This is a genomic window from Gynuella sunshinyii YC6258 (assembly GCF_000940805.1).
GTDB classification, from domain to species: Bacteria; Pseudomonadota; Gammaproteobacteria; order Pseudomonadales; family Natronospirillaceae; genus Gynuella; species Gynuella sunshinyii.
This window is the reverse complement of the sequence record NZ_CP007142.1, coordinates 24,350-41,512: the sequence shown is the minus strand read 5'-3', so window position 1 is coordinate 41,512 and position 17,163 is coordinate 24,350. Positions and strand designations below refer to the sequence as shown.

The window sequence follows — 17,163 nt, the reverse complement described above, 5'->3', positions numbered from 1 at the left end:
AGGCTATTTTGACACAGGCATTATCCGTCTGTCTGTGCGATGTTCTCTCCATTTTTGCTGAAGTGTCGTGGTGACACACCGTATTGCTGTTGAAACCGACGGGAAAAGTGGCTGGCATTGACGTAGCCGACACTGAAGCAGGCCTCAGTAATCGATTTCCCGGCAATGATCATTTCACGGGCGCACTCCAACCTGCGTTGATGGACATATTCCATCGGTCCGCAGCCAAGCATGTTTTTAAATTGTTGATACAGTTTGCTACGGCTCATGCAGGCCAGCTTGCACAAATGTTCCACTTCTATGGCTTCCGCCAGATGATCATCAATATAACGGGCGACGGCAGTGATGCTGGAATAAGTGGGATCATGTTTGGCGCATAACAGCAGAAAGTCGCGTCCCTGTTGTCGCATCATGCGAGTCAGCAGTTCGGTCACCCCCAGATTGAGTACCAGATCGCGGTCGTCATCATGTTTCAGAAAACTGTCGACCATACGAATCAGCAAATGCTGAGTGGCTTCCGTGTGAAAAGTATGTAGCACCTGATGGCTGTCGTAGTGCCACTCGCCCAGTTCCTGAGGTATCGGATTATTCTGATTAAGACGGTCACAGACCTGACGCAACTTGTCGCGGCTGATCCCCAGGGTCAGGCAACTGGTCGGACGGTTGATGCGGGCTTCGGGAAAGTCGATGGCAATGGTTTCTCCAGGGGCCATGACGAACGATTCATGAGGCAGAAAGTCTGCCTGGTAGTGATTTTTTCCGTGCAGGGTTTTCTTACCCGTAATCATGCCACAGTAAAGAATTTCATCTGCATCCAGAACGACCTGACGGGCAGGTTCGTAGGTGTCATATATGGACAATTCCGCCTCGTGGCTTTCATAAACGGTGCGGTTCTCCACTAACGATTTCATGGGCCTGTGATAACGGTTTTGAACAGCCCGGGCCGCTAATCCTGACTGAGCCTCCATAGATATACCTCGAAAGTATTATTTTATTGTTGTTATTTTTACTGGCCCGTCCGGGCCGGTTTGTGTGCTGCTAACGACAATCGCAGATTTTGTTGTTTTTATAGTCTGGATTATCAGCAAAGTCATTAAGACTATCAGACAAGTTTTTAAATGCACTGCTCGCTAGTGTAAGCCTATTGCAGAAATATAAGTCTGTTTTATGCAATTCATAATTAAAAAATCTAAGTATTCAGTGATTTAAATAAACAGAGTTCTAAGGGATCTCCAGCTAGCGGGAAGTTGATTGATGCCGGCACCGTTTGGTATCGACAGGCTATTTGCCGGAGTTCCGGAAAACAACAAAAATTCAGGAGAACTACCATGATTTATGCCAATCCAGGCCAGCCAGATTCTCTCGTACAGTACAAGAGTCGTTATGAAAACTATATTGGTGGCGAGTGGGTACCACCGGTCAATGGTGCGTATATGGATAACATCAGTCCGGTGAACGGCCAGGTGTTCTGTCAGGTACCGCGTTCCGACGCCGCTGATATTGAAAAGGCCCTTGATGCTGCCCACGCTGCTGCCCCTGCCTGGGGTAAGGCGTCACCTGCCGAACGTGCCAACGTACTGCTCAGAATTGCTGACCGCATCGAGCAGAATCTGGAGATGCTGGCCGTGGCCGAAACCTGGGACAACGGCAAGGCCGTCCGGGAAACACTGGCTGCTGACATTCCATTGACCGTCGATCACTTCCGCTACTTTGCAGGCTGTCTGCGGGCTCAGGAAGGCTCCATGGCTGAGATCGACGAAACTACCGTGGCCTATCACGTCCACGAGCCTCTGGGGGTCGTTGGTCAGATCATCCCATGGAATTTCCCGATTCTAATGGCGGCCTGGAAACTGGGGCCTGCGTTGGCTGCCGGTAATTGTGTGGTCATGAAACCGGCTGAACAGACGCCGGCATCCATATTGTTACTGATGGAAGTGATTGGTGATCTGCTGCCGCCGGGGGTGGTCAATATTGTCAACGGTCTGGGTGAAGAAGCCGGCCAGGCGCTGGCAACCAGTCACCGTATCGCCAAGATTGCCTTTACCGGTTCCACTCAGGTGGGTAGCCATATCCTCAAATGCGCTGCTGATCTGTTGATACCAAGTACTGTGGAGCTGGGCGGTAAATCACCCAATCTGTATTTTTCCGATGTCATGCGCCATGAAGATGAATATCTGAGCAAATGTGTCGAAGGCATGGTGCTGGCGTTCTTCAACCAGGGCGAAGTGTGTACTTGTCCATCGCGGGCGCTGATTCAGGAGGATATCTACGATGACCTGATCGGTCTGGTAATGGAACGGGCCCAGAAAATCCGTCGCGGTAATCCTCTGGATACCGAAACCCAGGTGGGTGCTCAGGCTTCCCAGGAACAATTCGACCGCATCATGAACTATATCCGCATCGGTCGCGAAGAGGGGGCTCAGGTGCTGATGGGTGGCGATGTTGCCAAAGTCAGCGACGATTTGTCGAAAGGTTTCTACATCCAGCCAACCATGTTGTTAGGCAAGAACAACATGAAGATCTTCCAGGAAGAGATTTTCGGACCGGTCATCAGCGTGACCACCTTTAAAGATGAAGCCGAAGCCCTGGCGATTGCCAATGATACTGAATATGGCCTGGGTGCCGGTGTCTGGACCCGGGATATGAACCGCGCCTACCGGATGGGACGTTCTATTCAGGCCGGCCGGATATGGACGAACTGTTATCATGCTTATCCTGCGCATGCGGCGTTTGGCGGTTATAAGAAATCCGGTATTGGTCGTGAGACCCATAAAAAAGCGCTGGAACATTATCAGCAGACCAAAAACCTGTTGGTCAGTTATAGCACCAGCCCACTTGGATTTTTCTAAGTTTAGACTCTGTGCTTGCTTGGGCGCCTCGGCGCCCCTTTTTTTGAAACCCCAAATACGCTCAGACTGTGGTTGTTTGACCATCCACACGGCGCGACAGGGATAAACCCAGGCCGGGTTTATCAAACCATGACTACTGTTTGAGTTGAACGTTACCGGACAGTAACAACTCCTTCGTGCGTTTGCGGTTATATAACGGCTCAAATGTCCGTTTGACCCGTTTCCACTCGGAATCGTGAACCGTTAACGCGTCGAGAAACCGGCTGGATAACTCGTCATTGGTATGCTTCACTGCCACAAAAGCCCGCAATGCGCCCAATGTTTCTTTGTATTCCGGACTCATGACCACCAGTGCTTCCAGATTGTTCTGCAAACCATCTACCAATACTTTCTTCAGTCGCTCCGCTTCTCGTTGTTCACCCTTGATAATAATCTCCACTCCGAGTCGCAAATAATCGGCGATATCATCGTCCCAATGGGTTTTGAAACTGTCACAGTCTTCCTCGATGTAGGGATTGCCTTTGGCGATCAACGACTTCTCCGGTTCAATGCTGATAGGGTAACTGTCTTTTTCCACCGCGACCTGATCGTCTTTGATCGGTGGTACCCAGGATTCCCCGCGACCAAGGTGGGCTGACGAAGGCGGATAGCCGGCAGCATATAAAAACGTGGTACAGGGAAAACAGGAGGCAATCTTGGTGGTCAGGTTACCGGTGGCCACTTCATAAGGTGTCGTCCATGGCCCATGAAAGGCACAGACATGTACCGCGCTGCAGAGGCCATGAATATAGCCTATTTTTTTGCTCTTATTATTATTACCAGGCAACGGTCCCATGCCTCCCTTCGCGATACTGTCGTAATTTGGTACCTTTGCTTCGTCAGGATATTTGTCCTCATCTATTGGAACTGCAATCACTCCCCAGGGAACCTCGTGATAGAGATCATTGGCGCTTCGTTCAGGTAACCATGCTTCGTCTTTTCTAAATACCCGAAGTGTCGGTCTGGTTGAGGTGCCGTCCTTGTAAGAAATGTCGCCAAATAACTCGACATCGTCATCGTAAATACCGGTATAGGCACCCCGGCCGATATAAATTTTGTTTTCTATGGCCCATTTGTTTTCCGGGTCGTCAGTCAGGTTTTTGATCAGTTGTCGGGTTTTCCAGGATTTTGGCACTTTATCGCGATTGGCAGATTCAATCGTTGCGCCGCCCTCGCGTCCGGTAATGAGTTCCCCTTTACCGCCTTTCTGGGATTGCCGGTCAACCAGCCATTCGCCCATCCCTCCCTGATAACGTTCAAGCACATCAGCGAGGCAGGCGACAGTGGTAATGAAATTCTGCTGTTCCAACGCGTTTTCAATTTCCCATCTGTCCATAGCTGTCAGACCATTCTCATCCCGTGTCTGATCCTTTTGTAAATCCACGGGCAGTGGCTCCAGTTCCACCTCGAATGAACAGGGTTGATTAAGATAGTAACGGGTTCCGGAAAACCCAAGTATCACACTGGTGATAATCAGGTCGGCCTGCCGTTGTACGACTTCAAAAGTGGCTTCTTCATTACGATCTATCAGACTCTTGTAAGTAATAGACATGTTTACTCCCATTATCTGTATTGTCATCAGAAGTGGTTGCCGCAAATTGCTTGCCAAGCCTAAATCTCATTCATGGATCAGCTTTATTCATGTATTACGAAAGAAAATATGTGCGATGTTGATCGGTATAAGCAGAACCATAGATTTCTACCAAAAACATTTTGAGTGAGATAAATAATGGCTGAAAACATCCACTGTGCAAAAATGTCCGGCTGTAATTTTCCATGTTTATTTTCCTGGCCATGTGCTTTGCTGGCCGTGTCCGGGGAAAGTACAAAATGGCACCGAATCTGCATTTTGGGGTTTGTCGGAGGACACATTGATGTCAGATACGCATGCTAATCATGAAAACGGCTTTACCTATGAAAGAGCCCTGAAGATTATTCAGCCTTTTGTCGATGAACAAAGTCTGGAGTTATTAGTGCAGTGGAAAATAAGCGCAGATGCACTTCACAATGCCTGGTGTGAATTGCGAATATCCCAGAGCAATCAAACTGTAAACCGGTTAAAGCTCAGGATGAACGCACTGATTGATATGGCCGATCAAATACATGCCGTGCTCTCAACCATATTTATGAATATTCCGCACCCGCAGACTGCTTCCCACATATGGGATGCCGGCAGAAAAAAATCTTCCATTCTGGCCAGAGAACGGGCCATCGAGATGATCGGGCAATACATTAATAGCTGCTACGAAACTTTGTGGAAACGACTGGAGCAAATTCAGCCCTTGATAGACTGTCGTTCAGAGCCGACGGATTCAGATATAGAATGTGAATCTTCGGCCCAAACTCCTGAGCGTCAGCAGGAGGAAATCAATCACCATGAACCGGCGCAGATGAAGGATATTGATACTCAGGAATCACCACTCACGAATAGCGACCCTGTACCAGACAAAACGGTCGATGCAGAAAGTGTTAAATCTGGCAATCGCCTTATTTATCATGATGATGACTTTATTTAGCAGGACTCAGAAGACTCATGACGCATCGACAAAGCGTGTTCTGATATGGAGCTACCTGTGTTTCAGATGTCAGGGATACTGACTATTAAAACCGAAGCGGAATATTCATCCGCTTCGGTCGCTACGGTTATTGAACCGGTTTTTTGAAGGTATGTTGCGGGACCACCTGTTGGATGGTGCCATCGCTGTTAAACGTCAGCCTTTGTGTCGCAATCTCTCGGTATTGGCCGCCACCATCGGGTACGAAGTGACGATGATAAACAATGTACCAATCGTCGCTGTCAGGCATTTGAATAATTGAGTGGTGGCCGGTACCAACCAACTCGCCTGCTTTTTCCAACAGCACACCCTGATATTCAAAAGGACCAAGGGGACTTTGGCCCATGGAATACTCAACATGGTAATTATCTGATCGAGCATCATCTACAGACCAGGACAAATAATATACCCCGTTGCGCTTGAACATATAAATCCCCTCGCGCATATTCGGTGCCTCAAGGGCAATTTCCGGACCCGTAGTTGAAATCATATCCTCATTCAATCGCTTAACCCGCGGATAACCCTGGCCATAATAGAGATAACCCTGGCCATCATCATCGACAAACACATCCGGATCAATATGGCCGGAGACCAAGGGAGCACCGAGTGGATCAGTGAAAGGACCGGTCGGGCTGTCCGCCACGGCTACCGCTATATTATGGTTGAGGGAAAAATAGAAATAGAATTTGCCATTACGTGCCTCAATGGCCGGTGCCCAGAATTTGATATCTTCCCAGGTAAAGTTTTGATTCGACACAATTTCACCATCATCCTGCCAATTCACGAAATCAGAGGACGAGTAGACGTGCATATTGGTCGATAACCAATCGCGTGATGGTACCGTAGTGGGGTACAAATAGAACCGGTTATTCGCGTAGATGACATCCGGATCTGCCAGATCCACACCCACTTCCGAGAGAATGGGGTTAGAGGAAAAGTTATCAATACTGGCATGAATAAAACGCCAGTCCTGATTGGTACCCTGGTTGTCGGGCCATTGAATATTGTTCGCATTATCAGCGCTTGAGCCCGAGCTGATATCCAACAGCAGACCGCTGTGAACATTGACGATATGAAAAAATCCGTCGCCCTGATCGACGACTTCCCATTTCTGATTATCACGGCCATTTCCCGGCCAGATAATATTGTTACCACCGGCACTGGTTGATGCACCGTCGATATCGGCAAATTTGCCACTACCAACCTGGATGATGTTGTATTCATGATTCCCAATTGATTTAAATTGCCATTGTTCAGCATCGCTATGGCCACAGCTGTATTGAACGATGCTCGCAGCATCGGCAGTTGAACTGTCCAAAGTACGCAGACATTTGCCGCTGTTACGGTTTTGGATATAGTAAATCTGACCATCGACAACATCGTCAATCAACGAAAAGGTAGCGTCACGTTTTGCCTGCTCGCTGCTGGCAGCATCCAGTTCGATCAATCCGAGGCGGGTTCCCGAATGTTTAATGTAATACCCGGGATAGTTATAGGCTTCAAACGATGTATGGTTAACCTCTCCCAGACCAGGGCGCTCACAAAAAGTGGCGTCCTCCCTGAAAACCTGAGAGTTGTCATTCTTCGTTAATATCACTTCAAAGTTGTAATGACGTAGATAATAGCCGGCTGAATAAACCGACTCGAATGACACACAATCGCTGCTGGCAAGCCCTGCCACTTTTTTCCATTGTCCATTCGATTGTTGAAAGCCATCGGTCACCAGTATGGCCGGGGACTCACCCGCATGGACAATATAGCCACCGTCACTATAAGACTGAATGCTTTTGGCATGAGCAGCGCCTGCGAGCAACGCGAATACAGCGGCGAGTGCGGCAACCTGTTTATTCGTATTCTTGGGGTTTGAATGTCGCATTTATAAACTCCTGATTATTATTTTTGTAGAGCAGTATTAAAATGTTCGTCGGCCATATGTGCATCTTATTGTTATTGTTCTGACAACCACGATAGCGACTTATCCATTTTAGAGTAGCGCGACAAACACATTCAGCAAAATAGTCCGGGTAAATAGCGAATTCGTTGGCTTCTGCGGGAGGTGGGGTTGGGAATGATGAGTTGCTATAGATACAGGGAAACGGCGACAGGCAGGATCAAAGACGGTATGGTTTGTCGAGAGATGACATCATCCCGATTAACGGGTCTGTTATCGGGATGATCATGAAAGATATCAGTAAGTTGTTTCGACGACATATTGGGTGATTTTAGAGCTGCCTTGATACGCCCCCAGCAGTTTGCCGTTGGAATACAGGTCTGCTTTACAACCTATGACAGCTGAACCATCGGCGCGAATAAGTTCATACTTCGTAGTAATGCTTTCATTCTCCTGTGTTGTCAAATCAAAGCGAATACCACAGGAACTGGAAAAACCACCTCCACCCTGCATGAGATTAATGACATATGAGATTTGTTCGTTTGCCGGAATATCGGTTTCAAATGCAGGATTTTTCCGTTTAAGAATTTGCTGACCTCCCCAGCTTTCATCTGCATTATTTAAAGTAAGATAGACATTTTCTACATTCACCAAACTACCCGGTGCAAAATTAACCACTTCAACGTTCAGTTTGGCGGTTGGACCTGAATCTGGTGCGGTAATGCGCGAGACACACCCGGATACAAGCATAATCAGTGAGCTGATCAGGAGAGTTACTGCTAATCTCATTGTATTTCCTTCTGATGATTAAAATGAAGAGTTCTTGGCAGGCCAAATATGCGGTCTTGATTGAAAATACTATCTCAATTTTTTTTGAATTACATAGTGAATAAGATGTGAATTCCTTGATCGGCTCATGATCATACATTCCTATGCTGATAAATATACAGTATCGAATAATGCCGGTTTTGGCGTGAATATCAATAGTTAAGATGGGTGTCCTGTGTTATTCCTCACGACACATAACACCCACATAAAGGGCCGACTAGAGCAACGCGTAAGGAGGTCCAGCGGAACGAAGTGGAGCGATTTTTGATTTGTTTGTTATGCAATGCCGGACTTCTCAATGAGCACACCCAATATACCATTAAGTACATAAAACAAGGCAATATAAGCAATGAACAGAAACGCCCCTGGTTTTGATAGAACAATTCTCTTTAGGATGCGATATCTGTCTTTATCTTCTTTACCTTGGAGATATGAGATAGTCTCCATGTAACTTACCTTTGGCCAAATAGAATTCGCCGCTGGAAAAATTATTGTTTGCAGGCCGTAGAAAAATGACTGGGTAACTAAAAACAAGAATGTCAATATAAACAGAATTGCCGGCACCCACTCTTTTTTTCTATTGAGAATTTCGCCAAGCCTATGACAATCGTTGCGCCAATAGTTTGAATGTCGACTCAACGGCTTCTTTAGACATTAAGAACCGAAATAACTTTTCCAATTTACATGGCTCCATTCATTGATTTGCATAACACCCGGCTATGGCGCCGGAGTGCAGTTGGAATTTTTTGTGGTATTCACCACAAAAAAGGCCGACGGAACGGAGGTCGCACATGAGCCGCTTGTTAGCTTAACCATTGAAACCCCCAGACAGCAATATTTTCGAGGCCTTTGTCTTTAAGTAAGTCTTCTAACCGACCAAGCTCGCTCTCAGATGCACCAACAATTACAGCCACGTAACCCATAGCCTTGAATAACCTGCACACTGTCCCACCAGTCGATCTCTCTGAGATTTGCTTAAGCCAACTTTTAGTTCAAGGGCAACTAAATCACCAATTAGTATGTCCGGCTTTCCTTCTGGACTATTTGGAAATACTTCAATTTCCCAGTCACAATTTTCCTCTAAATATTCAGCCAAATCTTGAGTAAAATCATCTTCCGTTTCACAATCGTCGTAAGGTTCCCACGCATCCAAAATCTCCGCCACATCAAAAGATGCTTCTTCCACTTCGTCAGGGTTATCCCTCTCCGCTCGGCTTTTCTTTGATTTCTCAACTTGGTAATTATGCAACCCATAGCCTAGCAATAGACCACCAAAAGCTGCGGCTAAATGTTCGAATTTATTATTCTGGCTCATAGTTTTTCCAAGAAGCTAACGCTTTTGTTCAGCGGCGACCTTTTTGCAGCGAAGCGGAGAAAAGGGCGTTCGGTGGAGGGCCGCTAAGGCCCGGAACGTACTGGAACTATTTGTTAGCAATGCCTGATCAATTTGCCGAAGTCTGCTCAATGCCCTGGTCTATAAGCGCAGGTAAAACAAAAAGAAACTGCACCAAGGCATCAGTGAACTTTATGACCCTTCTGGCATCTTCTACGGTTGGGAGAGGGTCACTATCGTCTGCATGTCTTTGAGAGTTGCTTTCGAGCCTGACATGGTGTGCCCACTTGGCCATACCATCCGTAATTAAATGATCTGACGCAGCTTTATCTATACGACTGTACAGCGAGCCTTCTTTGTAACCTTTAGCCTTCAGCATAGAATCAACGGCCGATGCCGCCAGAATAACCGCGCCGGCTGGTTGGCCAATGGACTCTTTGGCTTGTCTGAGATATTCCCTCGCTCGATCCGGCAATTCCTCCGGAATGGAGAGCTCAGGTTCCGGGTAGATTTTTTCGACTAGAATACCGTCCTGCGATGCCATACTCGTGGGCCCGACTCCGTAAACCAAGCAATATTGGCTACAGCTTTGGCACTTATAAGCTGCCCACTGAATCAAAATATCGCTAAATCTGTCTTGCTGATTATCCAGCCAGGTTCGATACAGATTTGGCGCAGCTATGCCGCATTGGGGGCAACGCTCAATCATTAGCTGGTTGGATATCGCGGGCATACTTTGTCCTTTTTGCTAACAGTTATTCCACGTCATCTGACAAAATATCCAGAAGACACTTTTTCCTGAGCCACCAAACTCACTCAGCCCCATCAAACTCTATCAACATAGGCACACAGCTCATTTCTGTCAATTTCACTTGCCGAATATCTGGATACTGAGTCTTAAATGTATGATTATTTGTAGCGTTCATTACACAAAACAGGTGTTATTTTATACAAAAAAACAGCAAACATAAAAACATAACAGGACATCCATTTTAAAATTAAAAAACAAGGCAAGGATGGTTCGCTTCTATCTTGCTGAGTAAAACCGAATAAATCAGGGTGACTAAAGAACCAAACTGTATACATCTTGTTCCAAAGCAACCAAAAATATAGTTCTGGCTGACCTGGAAGCGTAGCAGGTTACTTGAGGAGCCAGGCTTTTAAGTAGGATGCTTGATGGCGTGATATGAAATCAGGTCGCCAACAAATTTGATGGAGTTCGGCTTAACTGAAAATAATCTCTGACTTTCTCAAACGACGACCTCTGCCCGGCAAAACACCTGAACTGTTTTTCAAATTGCTGTGTTAATTGTTGCCACTGTTTACCGGAAATAGTCAGGCGGGTCAGAATGGGAGGAAGTGATTCTGCAATAAATCCGGCATAAGCGTAGATATCGATGGCGAATATCTCACCCAGCCACAACAGTCTCTCCTCAACCCACAGGCGGCGATGTTCGTAGCTATTCTGGGTGAGGGCCTCAACTCCGCAAAGAAACGCCCGACGGACACAACGGGAAACACAGTGATAATAAGGCGTGGCTTCAAGTGAGATTTGCGACTTCCTTGATCGGGTCATGATCATACATCTTCATACTGATAAATATACAGTATCAGATAATGCCGGTTGTTGGCGTGAATATCAATAGTTAAGATGGGTGTCCCGTTATATTCACCCTAATTTCACCCAAATATATCCACTACTTGTCTCTTTTTATAGCTTTTAACAGGATAGTTATCCAATATAAATTTCTCTAAATCATCAGAAAGTGTTTGGAAGTATGGGGTAGCCTCTGTGTTGCTACCATCATGAATTAATATCTGTAAACTCTGACCAGTAATATTAATATAGACATATAGCTGAGCTTCACTGCCAGAAAGCTTTGCATATATGTCAGTCATTCGTTCCTGGTATAAATCAACGTGCTCTGTTGCCTCATCTTTATCGGCACCATAAGGTGCCAAAAATAATTTAATCTCTTGAAATATCTTTTCCTGGTCCATCGCACTAATATCGGTATTGAAATAACAGTCCATTTCAACCCTATACGGAGGAATAAATATAGCAGTGACACAACCATATAGAAGATTGACCAAAACCAATATAATTATATTTCTATACAAAGCTTTCATCATAAGAGCAAGTTTATGGATGTCCTTTTTATTTGAAGGCGCGTAGTTGATTGACTTTTTATGCATCACTAATTAAATCGATAAACGCTGCGACAAGCTGAAAAATAAACCCCATTATTAATAGCATAGCGCCCAATATTTTTACCCGCTTTTCTGGCGTAAATGAAACATTGCCCACCGGCTCAAATGCAGAACTACGAAAAAGCCAAGTAACGGGGATAATTGAAACAGCTACAAATATATAAATAGCGAACCTAATACCTTCTTGAAACTCAGCCCCAAAGAATGACGCCAACATAGAGCCACCAACAAGCGATGCTGGAAATACAACCGAAAAAATAATAACGAGCATTGAAAGCTTATGTGCAATATGGTGTTGAATATTATCTCTTACTAAAACCACATAAGAGAGCAAAATAACCGCCACAATGTCATAAATAAGACCAATTAAGTTAACCAACTTAAAAGGCTGAAATGATTGGAAAAAGCTCAACTTCCAACCCACCGACAGCCCAATAATTGCTGAAATGATGTATATTGCCCTAACTAATTGATCTGCATTGACTTTCACTTGGGATAAACCTTCCTAATTACGGCTAACAATTTCTTCTACGACATCTGTCGCTTTTCCCGATGTCGTATATACAGTTTCGATCAAACAGATCTATTTACCTGTTTAACCCAATAACCATCATAGTTTCAAGCCTTTCTGCAATCAATAAACGCCTGGAAAAAACGACACCTGTCGTGATATTCGAAATACTACGGCACCATAACCCATTGAATTAAAAGAATTTTCTACAGACCTCGCTGGCAATCAAAAAAGCATTTCCAAATCTGCTTTCCCGAAAGACAACATCTATCGCCATACCCACAATACTGCGTCACGATTTCACAGAGTTATAAAAATATTTAAATTATGCTTTCAATTTGCTATGCGGCTGTTTGTATATACAGTAAAAATAATCATGAAGGGATATGATTCCAAATAATGAAAAACATAGAGGTTCTTAAGCCAATTCAGCCAGACTCAAGAAATTTCCGGGATCAGTTTCGTTTATTTGTCCGTAACAGGGGGCTGGTCTATGCAATAGAGAAAACATACTGTTTGTGGGTCAAGCGATTTATCCGGTTTCATAAATATCAATCACCTGAACAGTTAAGAATTGATGACGCAGCTGCATTTTTGACGCATTTGGCGAATGATCGATTTTGCTCACCAAATTGGCTGGCTGGCGATAAATTCAGCTATGTGCATTAAACCATCAAATAAAAAAGAAAAGAAAAAAAGGACCCACTTTCTTCATTCCATTTTTCAGAGGTTCCTTGGATATTCAAATCCACAGAATGCTATGGCTAGTCTTTGTTGTTAATTTTGAAATCACCTGGGTTGCCCTGTAACGTTGTTTTTTTGGCTTTACGCCTTTTGGGTTTCATTCAGCTCAAATATCAATTTCGGCAGCATGCATTGTTGGGCAATGCTTTCCACTTCGCCGATTTGTCGCGCGCCCACATGCAGGTAAAAGCCTTTGGCATCGGGATCTGAAATGATGGTAAACGCTGCAATCTCCAGCTTACGGAATATCTTCAGCGCTTCATGAAACGCTATTTTGCCGATGCCTTTGCCAATGGCTTCCGGTAGCAGCCAGAGGTGGTCCAACACGGCTTCTTCATCATGTTTAATCGCGAAAAAGCCAATCACTTTTTCATTCAGTGAAATGGTTTTGACGATATGGTGGCGGATGTATTGCGGTTCCACTTTCAGTGTGTTGCGCCAGCTGTCCAGTTTTTCTCTGGAGTAACCCCAATGCCCTTTAGCTTCGATGGCGATGTCACTGAGGAATTCAGCCTGATCGGGATGAGCAGCGTTTATGTCGATCATGGGTGCAGTCGTTGTCATGGTTTGGTGTGATCTCCAGCAATGGTTGTCAGGATAACTTTCAAGGCTGCCCGGAGGTTTTCTGCCGATCGTTTTCCTGTAGCGTCCTGTTATAGGTTCTGGCGTATTGATAGGCCAATTCATTCAGTCGGCCATGTTCTTCATTGCAGAGCGCATCACTGGTACCCGGGATAATGTCGTAGTGCTCCTCCTCCATACTCCGGGCATAGTCATTGTTGGCGATGCCGGGCAGAATGACGGATATGCCATAGACCGCTTTGTAATTCAATTTGCCTGCCGCCAGTGCATTCATGGCATCCTGTCTGGCATCGGCATTGTTGACCCACAGCAATTGGTCGATTTCCGCCTGACAGAGATGGTTATCTTCGGCCATACAGGTGATAGCCGGCAAGATTGCCATGAGGATCATGATCTGTTTGTTCATGGTTTTGTGTGCTCAGTGTGGCTCGTGAGTTTGTCACTGGGGATACTCACGAATGATGTCTATGTGACCGACAATATTATCGTTCAGTGCTTCCAGCTCCTCTGCCGGAACCCACCATTCAGTATGCCGTTTGGCTCCGACGGTTTTGATGGGAAAACGATCCATAAAGGCTTTGTTGACCTCAAAACGGGCAACATAACCTTTGCCGAAATCGGTAACGTTCCATTGTGTCAGTTCAATGGCATACGCTTCACTGGTGACCGGATAAAAAATCGGCTGCTCCGGTAGCCGGGGCGGCCATCTCTTAAAGTCACTCTGTTTGACCAGCTCCAGTTCTTTTTGGCCCAATGGCCGGTAACAGGTAACGGTTTTCATCGTGTCTTGAATTCTCTGGTTACATTCACAACTGTCAGGTCGCCCACTGTATTAAAAAGCCCTGATCATTACATCATTATTAACCAGTCACTCACTCAATATTATTGACCGTTCTGAATGGACACTCACCTCAAAGCACCCGCCACTGGCTTTACCCTTCTCGGGTTTTTGGCTACTGTTCGGACGCACCGGTGTATTCGTTTGTCGGTTTGTATTGGCAGGCCGGGCGGGCCAGCTTCGGTTGGGCCGTTTTCTTGAGAGCGGTTGTGGTAACCCGTTTCGGTCTGTCTCCAAATCTGTTTGCCACAAGATGAATATTCAGTGGACACCCACCTCAAAGCACCCGCCACCGGCTTTACCCCTCTCAGGCTTTCGGTTACTGTACGGGCGCGCCGGCTCATCCGGCGTCGGGCTTCGAACCCCCGTTTTCTCAAGGCGGCATAAACGACTGTTTATGCCGGTGCATTCGCACGTCTGCCTGTTTTGGCAGGCCGGGCGGGCCAGCTTCGGTTGGGCCGTTTCCTTGAGAGCGGTGGTTCGAACCCGCTTCGGCCTGCCCCCAATTGCTTCGAACCAATTGGCAGCAGGATTAGATCTGTCCATCTCAAGGAACTTTGTTTATGTCTGTTATTTCCCTTTCCGAAGCGCAAACCTGCGCGTTGTATCAAGGTAATTTTCTGGCGATAAAAGATAGCACCGGCCGTCGCCTGGCGTTGCCCGATCCTCATGCATTCGGTATTGCTTCCAGCCAGAGCGAGGCAACGGTGCAGGTGAGTGCCATGTTGTCGTTTGTGCAAAGTCAGTTGGCTGCCCATGATCACGCGGGTCTGCATGATCTGAATGAAGAGGCGTCTCTGGGACTGAGTGTCATTTTAAGCGTCTGTCGCAGTCTGCTGAGTTTGCCGGCGCAGGTGGAGTAGTCAGTACCTCAGCCACTAAAAATAGCTTTTCAGTTGTAAAGTGATGCTGGCGGGATAGCTGCCGAACTCGCTGCCCATGCGAAATTGCCCCTGGGTAAACAGGGGCTGCTGACCCAGCGGGAGATTGACTTGCAGAGTCAGTTCGCTGTTTTCGCTGAGGCTGCGGGTCAGGTAAGGGGTCAGCATCAGGCTGCCGTCGTCCAGGTTGGCACTGAGGCTGGATTCAAATGAGCTGCGCACCCCGTTTAACCAGCTCAGTGAGGCAAACAGGTAGTGTTCTCCGTAAAGGTTGATCGCGCCGCGTTGATAGAAAGGGTCGCGACTCAGGTTGCTGAGGTATTGCCCGGCATGCTGACTGCCGGGCTGGTTGTAGTGGTATTCCAGCTGTACCAGAAAGTCGCCGATGCTCTGGTCAAATCCAAGACTCCAGCGCAACAGGGTGCGACCCGATGACGGCCGTAGCCAGGCCAGTTCCTGCCAGAGTCCAAACGACGAAAGCGCGCCTTCGGTACCGACAGAATAAATTTGCGCGTCGTGCCAGGCGATGGCGGTCAGCGTCCAGTCGATGGCCTGCACATTGGTTTTATAACGACCAAAGGCTACGTTGTCGTCGCTGTCGCGGCTGCCGACAAAACCACTGTCGAGTACGGATAAATCACCCACCGGAATCTCAAGCCGGATCGCATCGACACCGGTGCGATAATCGGAAGGCAGGGCCGCCAGTTCGGTGGGATAAATCACATCGGTGCCACTGGCAAAACGCGCGGTGCCGAGGGTGATGGGTTGACGACCGAGATAGAGATCGGCGTTGGCAAAGCGCTGATACCATTGCAACCGGTCAAGGTTCTGCTGGTAGTCCAGATGGTCGATGCCCAGCAGATTTTGTTGCGGGGTGCGGTCGAGGTCACGGATGCGGTAGCGCCGCTGGTTGTCCAGTATCGAGGTATCGAAGTCGGTATCGCCGTGCTGATGCCAGAGCATGGCATTCAATCCACCTTGATAATGCAGCTGTAACTGGCCGTTGGTGGTCACATCGCGCTGGTACCGATAGCGAAAGTACAGGGTGTCGGTCAGCAGCAGATCCGGTGGCTCGGCGCTGTCCGGCAGGCCGTCGATGTCGGGGTTGCGGGCCAGAGTGCTTTCGTTATACAGCTCGAAGGCGCTCTCGGCCTGACACCATAACGGCAGCAGGATGATGAGCCATAGCAAACGCATTAACGGGCCTCGCTGTCGGTCGTGATGCGGCCGTCCTGCAAGTGAATCAGGCGGCTGGCGCGATCCATGATTTTGGCGTCGTGGGTGGAGAAGACGAACGTCATGCCGTGTTGTTCATTGAGTTCTTTCATCAGCTCCAGCAGTTCGATGCCGGTCTGGGAATCGAGGTTGGCGGTGGGCTCGTCGGCCAGAATGATATCCGGCTGACTGACCATGGCCCGGGCCACGGCGACCCGCTGTTGCTGACCGCCTGAGAGTTGTGCCGGGCGACGTTTTTCTTTACCGGCCAGCCCGACCCGTTTGAGTATTGCGTGGGTGCGTTCGCGCCGTTCTGCATCGCCGATGCCCTGTAGCATCATGATGTATTCAACATTTTCCTCGGCGCTTAAAACCGGAATCAGATTGTAAGCCTGAAAGATAAAGCCAATGTGATCGCGGCGAAAATGGCTCAGCGCCGAGCCGGACATTTGTGAAATCGCCTGGCCACTCAGACGGATCTCACCGTTGCTGGGCTGATCGAGCCCGCCAATCAGATGCAGCAGCGTGGATTTGCCGGAACCGGAAGGGCCGACAATGGCGCTGAATTCGCCGGAGTGTATGGTCAGGCTGATCTGGTCGAGGGCTTTGACCAAAGTGTCGCCATTGCCGAAATGGCGGCTCAGGGCAATGGTTTCGATGATCTTCTGGGTCATGGCTCACTGTCC

Annotated in this window: 18 protein-coding genes; 4 read left to right on the top strand and 14 right to left on the bottom strand. The window is 47.4% G+C overall.

The window, feature by feature from the left end; genetic code table 11:
* Window positions 1–20: 20 nt before the first annotated feature.
* Window positions 21–968: a helix-turn-helix transcriptional regulator gene (locus YC6258_RS00225; protein ID WP_044615271.1), complete on the bottom strand. Its 948-nt coding sequence runs from the start codon at window positions 966–968 to the stop codon at window positions 21–23.
* 360 nt (window positions 969–1,328) lie between these two features.
* Between YC6258_RS00225 and exaC the strand changes: the two genes are divergently transcribed.
* On the top strand, window positions 1,329–2,849 hold the full coding sequence (exaC, locus tag YC6258_RS00220; protein ID WP_044615270.1) for an acetaldehyde dehydrogenase ExaC: 1,521 nt from the start codon (window positions 1,329–1,331) through the stop codon (window positions 2,847–2,849).
* A 133-nt stretch (window positions 2,850–2,982) separates the two neighbouring features.
* Here exaC and YC6258_RS00215 read toward each other — a convergent pair whose 3' ends face one another.
* Entirely contained in the window at window positions 2,983–4,440 is a 1,458-nt protein-coding gene (locus YC6258_RS00215; RefSeq protein ID WP_044615269.1) for a hypothetical protein, read from the bottom strand.
* A gap of 322 nt (window positions 4,441–4,762) precedes the next feature.
* Between YC6258_RS00215 and YC6258_RS00210 the strand changes: the two genes are divergently transcribed.
* Window positions 4,763–5,404, top strand: coding sequence for a hypothetical protein (locus tag YC6258_RS00210; RefSeq protein WP_044615268.1), 642 nt, complete (start codon window positions 4,763–4,765; stop codon window positions 5,402–5,404).
* Between the two features lie 127 nt (window positions 5,405–5,531).
* On the opposite strand, the gene YC6258_RS26825 is transcribed toward YC6258_RS00210, so the two are convergent.
* The 7 genes from YC6258_RS26825 to YC6258_RS00175 form a co-directional block, all read right to left on the bottom strand.
* Window positions 5,532–7,319, bottom strand: a complete 1,788-nt coding sequence (locus YC6258_RS26825; RefSeq protein ID WP_052829954.1) for a family 43 glycosylhydrolase — start codon at window positions 7,317–7,319, stop codon at window positions 5,532–5,534.
* A gap of 312 nt (window positions 7,320–7,631) precedes the next feature.
* Window positions 7,632–8,123, bottom strand: a complete 492-nt coding sequence (locus tag YC6258_RS00200) for a hypothetical protein (RefSeq protein ID WP_044615267.1) — start codon at window positions 8,121–8,123, stop codon at window positions 7,632–7,634.
* 943 nt (window positions 8,124–9,066) lie between these two features.
* Window positions 9,067–9,477 carry a PDDEXK family nuclease gene (locus tag YC6258_RS00195; RefSeq protein ID WP_044615266.1) on the bottom strand — a complete coding sequence of 137 codons (411 nt, stop codon included), beginning with the start codon at window positions 9,475–9,477 and terminating at the stop codon, window positions 9,067–9,069.
* 127 nt (window positions 9,478–9,604) lie between these two features.
* Window positions 9,605–10,039, bottom strand: a complete 435-nt coding sequence (locus YC6258_RS00190) for a DUF4145 domain-containing protein (RefSeq protein WP_052830615.1) — start codon at window positions 10,037–10,039, stop codon at window positions 9,605–9,607.
* Between the two features lie 648 nt (window positions 10,040–10,687).
* A complete protein-coding gene (locus YC6258_RS31265) occupies window positions 10,688–11,071 on the bottom strand; it encodes a hypothetical protein (protein WP_211264598.1) in 384 nt (127 codons plus the stop codon).
* 104 nt (window positions 11,072–11,175) lie between these two features.
* The gene (locus tag YC6258_RS00180; protein ID WP_144407509.1) at window positions 11,176–11,694 is read right to left on the bottom strand and encodes a hypothetical protein; all 519 of its coding nucleotides are present in this window, start codon (window positions 11,692–11,694) and stop codon (window positions 11,176–11,178) included.
* Window positions 11,684–12,196, bottom strand: coding sequence for a hypothetical protein (locus YC6258_RS00175; protein ID WP_044615262.1), 513 nt, complete (start codon window positions 12,194–12,196; stop codon window positions 11,684–11,686). Before YC6258_RS00175 ends, YC6258_RS00180 begins: the two co-directional genes overlap by 11 nt.
* Before the next feature lie 420 nt (window positions 12,197–12,616).
* Between YC6258_RS00175 and YC6258_RS00170 the strand changes: the two genes are divergently transcribed.
* Complete coding sequence (locus tag YC6258_RS00170) at window positions 12,617–12,886, top strand: site-specific integrase (RefSeq protein ID WP_044615261.1); 270 nt, start codon at window positions 12,617–12,619, stop codon at window positions 12,884–12,886.
* 156 nt (window positions 12,887–13,042) lie between these two features.
* Here YC6258_RS00170 and YC6258_RS00165 read toward each other — a convergent pair whose 3' ends face one another.
* The 3 genes from YC6258_RS00165 to YC6258_RS00155 are packed head-to-tail and all read right to left on the bottom strand — an operon-like array spanning window position 13,043 to window position 14,324.
* Window positions 13,043–13,525, bottom strand: coding sequence for a GNAT family N-acetyltransferase (locus YC6258_RS00165; protein WP_245626995.1), 483 nt, complete (start codon window positions 13,523–13,525; stop codon window positions 13,043–13,045).
* Between the two features lie 40 nt (window positions 13,526–13,565).
* Complete coding sequence (locus YC6258_RS00160) at window positions 13,566–13,949, bottom strand: hypothetical protein (protein WP_044615259.1); 384 nt, start codon at window positions 13,947–13,949, stop codon at window positions 13,566–13,568.
* 33 nt (window positions 13,950–13,982) lie between these two features.
* Window positions 13,983–14,324, bottom strand: a complete 342-nt coding sequence (locus tag YC6258_RS00155) for a hypothetical protein (protein WP_044615258.1) — start codon at window positions 14,322–14,324, stop codon at window positions 13,983–13,985.
* A 620-nt stretch (window positions 14,325–14,944) separates the two neighbouring features.
* Between YC6258_RS00155 and YC6258_RS00150 the strand changes: the two genes are divergently transcribed.
* Entirely contained in the window at window positions 14,945–15,244 is a 300-nt protein-coding gene (locus tag YC6258_RS00150) for a hypothetical protein (RefSeq protein ID WP_044615257.1), read from the top strand.
* Window positions 15,245–15,259: 15 nt separating this feature from the next.
* Here YC6258_RS00150 and YC6258_RS00145 read toward each other — a convergent pair whose 3' ends face one another.
* The gene (locus tag YC6258_RS00145; RefSeq protein WP_044615256.1) at window positions 15,260–16,459 is read right to left on the bottom strand and encodes a hypothetical protein; all 1,200 of its coding nucleotides are present in this window, start codon (window positions 16,457–16,459) and stop codon (window positions 15,260–15,262) included.
* The gene (locus tag YC6258_RS00140; RefSeq protein ID WP_044615255.1) at window positions 16,459–17,151 is read right to left on the bottom strand and encodes an ABC transporter ATP-binding protein; all 693 of its coding nucleotides are present in this window, start codon (window positions 17,149–17,151) and stop codon (window positions 16,459–16,461) included. The genes YC6258_RS00145 and YC6258_RS00140 overlap by 1 nt, the downstream gene beginning before the upstream one ends.
* Window positions 17,152–17,163 lie beyond the last annotated feature (12 nt).

Coding starts and splice junctions, on each gene's coding strand:
- YC6258_RS00225 (WP_044615271.1), bottom strand. CDS start 968: ATGGAGGCTCAGTCAGGATTAGCGGCCCGGGCTGTTCAAAACCGTTAT.
- exaC (WP_044615270.1), top strand. CDS start 1,329: ATGATTTATGCCAATCCAGGCCAGCCAGATTCTCTCGTACAGTACAAG.
- YC6258_RS00215 (WP_044615269.1), bottom strand. CDS start 4,440: ATGTCTATTACTTACAAGAGTCTGATAGATCGTAATGAAGAAGCCACT.
- YC6258_RS00210 (WP_044615268.1), top strand. CDS start 4,763: ATGTCAGATACGCATGCTAATCATGAAAACGGCTTTACCTATGAAAGA.
- YC6258_RS26825 (WP_052829954.1), bottom strand. CDS start 7,319: ATGCGACATTCAAACCCCAAGAATACGAATAAACAGGTTGCCGCACTC.
- YC6258_RS00200 (WP_044615267.1), bottom strand. CDS start 8,123: ATGAGATTAGCAGTAACTCTCCTGATCAGCTCACTGATTATGCTTGTA.
- YC6258_RS00195 (WP_044615266.1), bottom strand. CDS start 9,477: ATGAGCCAGAATAATAAATTCGAACATTTAGCCGCAGCTTTTGGTGGT.
- YC6258_RS00190 (WP_052830615.1), bottom strand. CDS start 10,039: ATGGCATCGCAGGACGGTATTCTAGTCGAAAAAATCTACCCGGAACCT.
- YC6258_RS31265 (WP_211264598.1), bottom strand. CDS start 11,071: ATGACCCGATCAAGGAAGTCGCAAATCTCACTTGAAGCCACGCCTTAT.
- YC6258_RS00170 (WP_044615261.1), top strand. CDS start 12,617: ATGAAAAACATAGAGGTTCTTAAGCCAATTCAGCCAGACTCAAGAAAT.
- YC6258_RS00165 (WP_245626995.1), bottom strand. CDS start 13,525: ATGACAACGACTGCACCCATGATCGACATAAACGCTGCTCATCCCGAT.
- YC6258_RS00160 (WP_044615259.1), bottom strand. CDS start 13,949: ATGAACAAACAGATCATGATCCTCATGGCAATCTTGCCGGCTATCACC.
- YC6258_RS00155 (WP_044615258.1), bottom strand. CDS start 14,324: ATGAAAACCGTTACCTGTTACCGGCCATTGGGCCAAAAAGAACTGGAG.
- YC6258_RS00150 (WP_044615257.1), top strand. CDS start 14,945: ATGTCTGTTATTTCCCTTTCCGAAGCGCAAACCTGCGCGTTGTATCAA.
- YC6258_RS00145 (WP_044615256.1), bottom strand. CDS start 16,459: ATGCGTTTGCTATGGCTCATCATCCTGCTGCCGTTATGGTGTCAGGCC.
- YC6258_RS00140 (WP_044615255.1), bottom strand. CDS start 17,151: ATGACCCAGAAGATCATCGAAACCATTGCCCTGAGCCGCCATTTCGGC.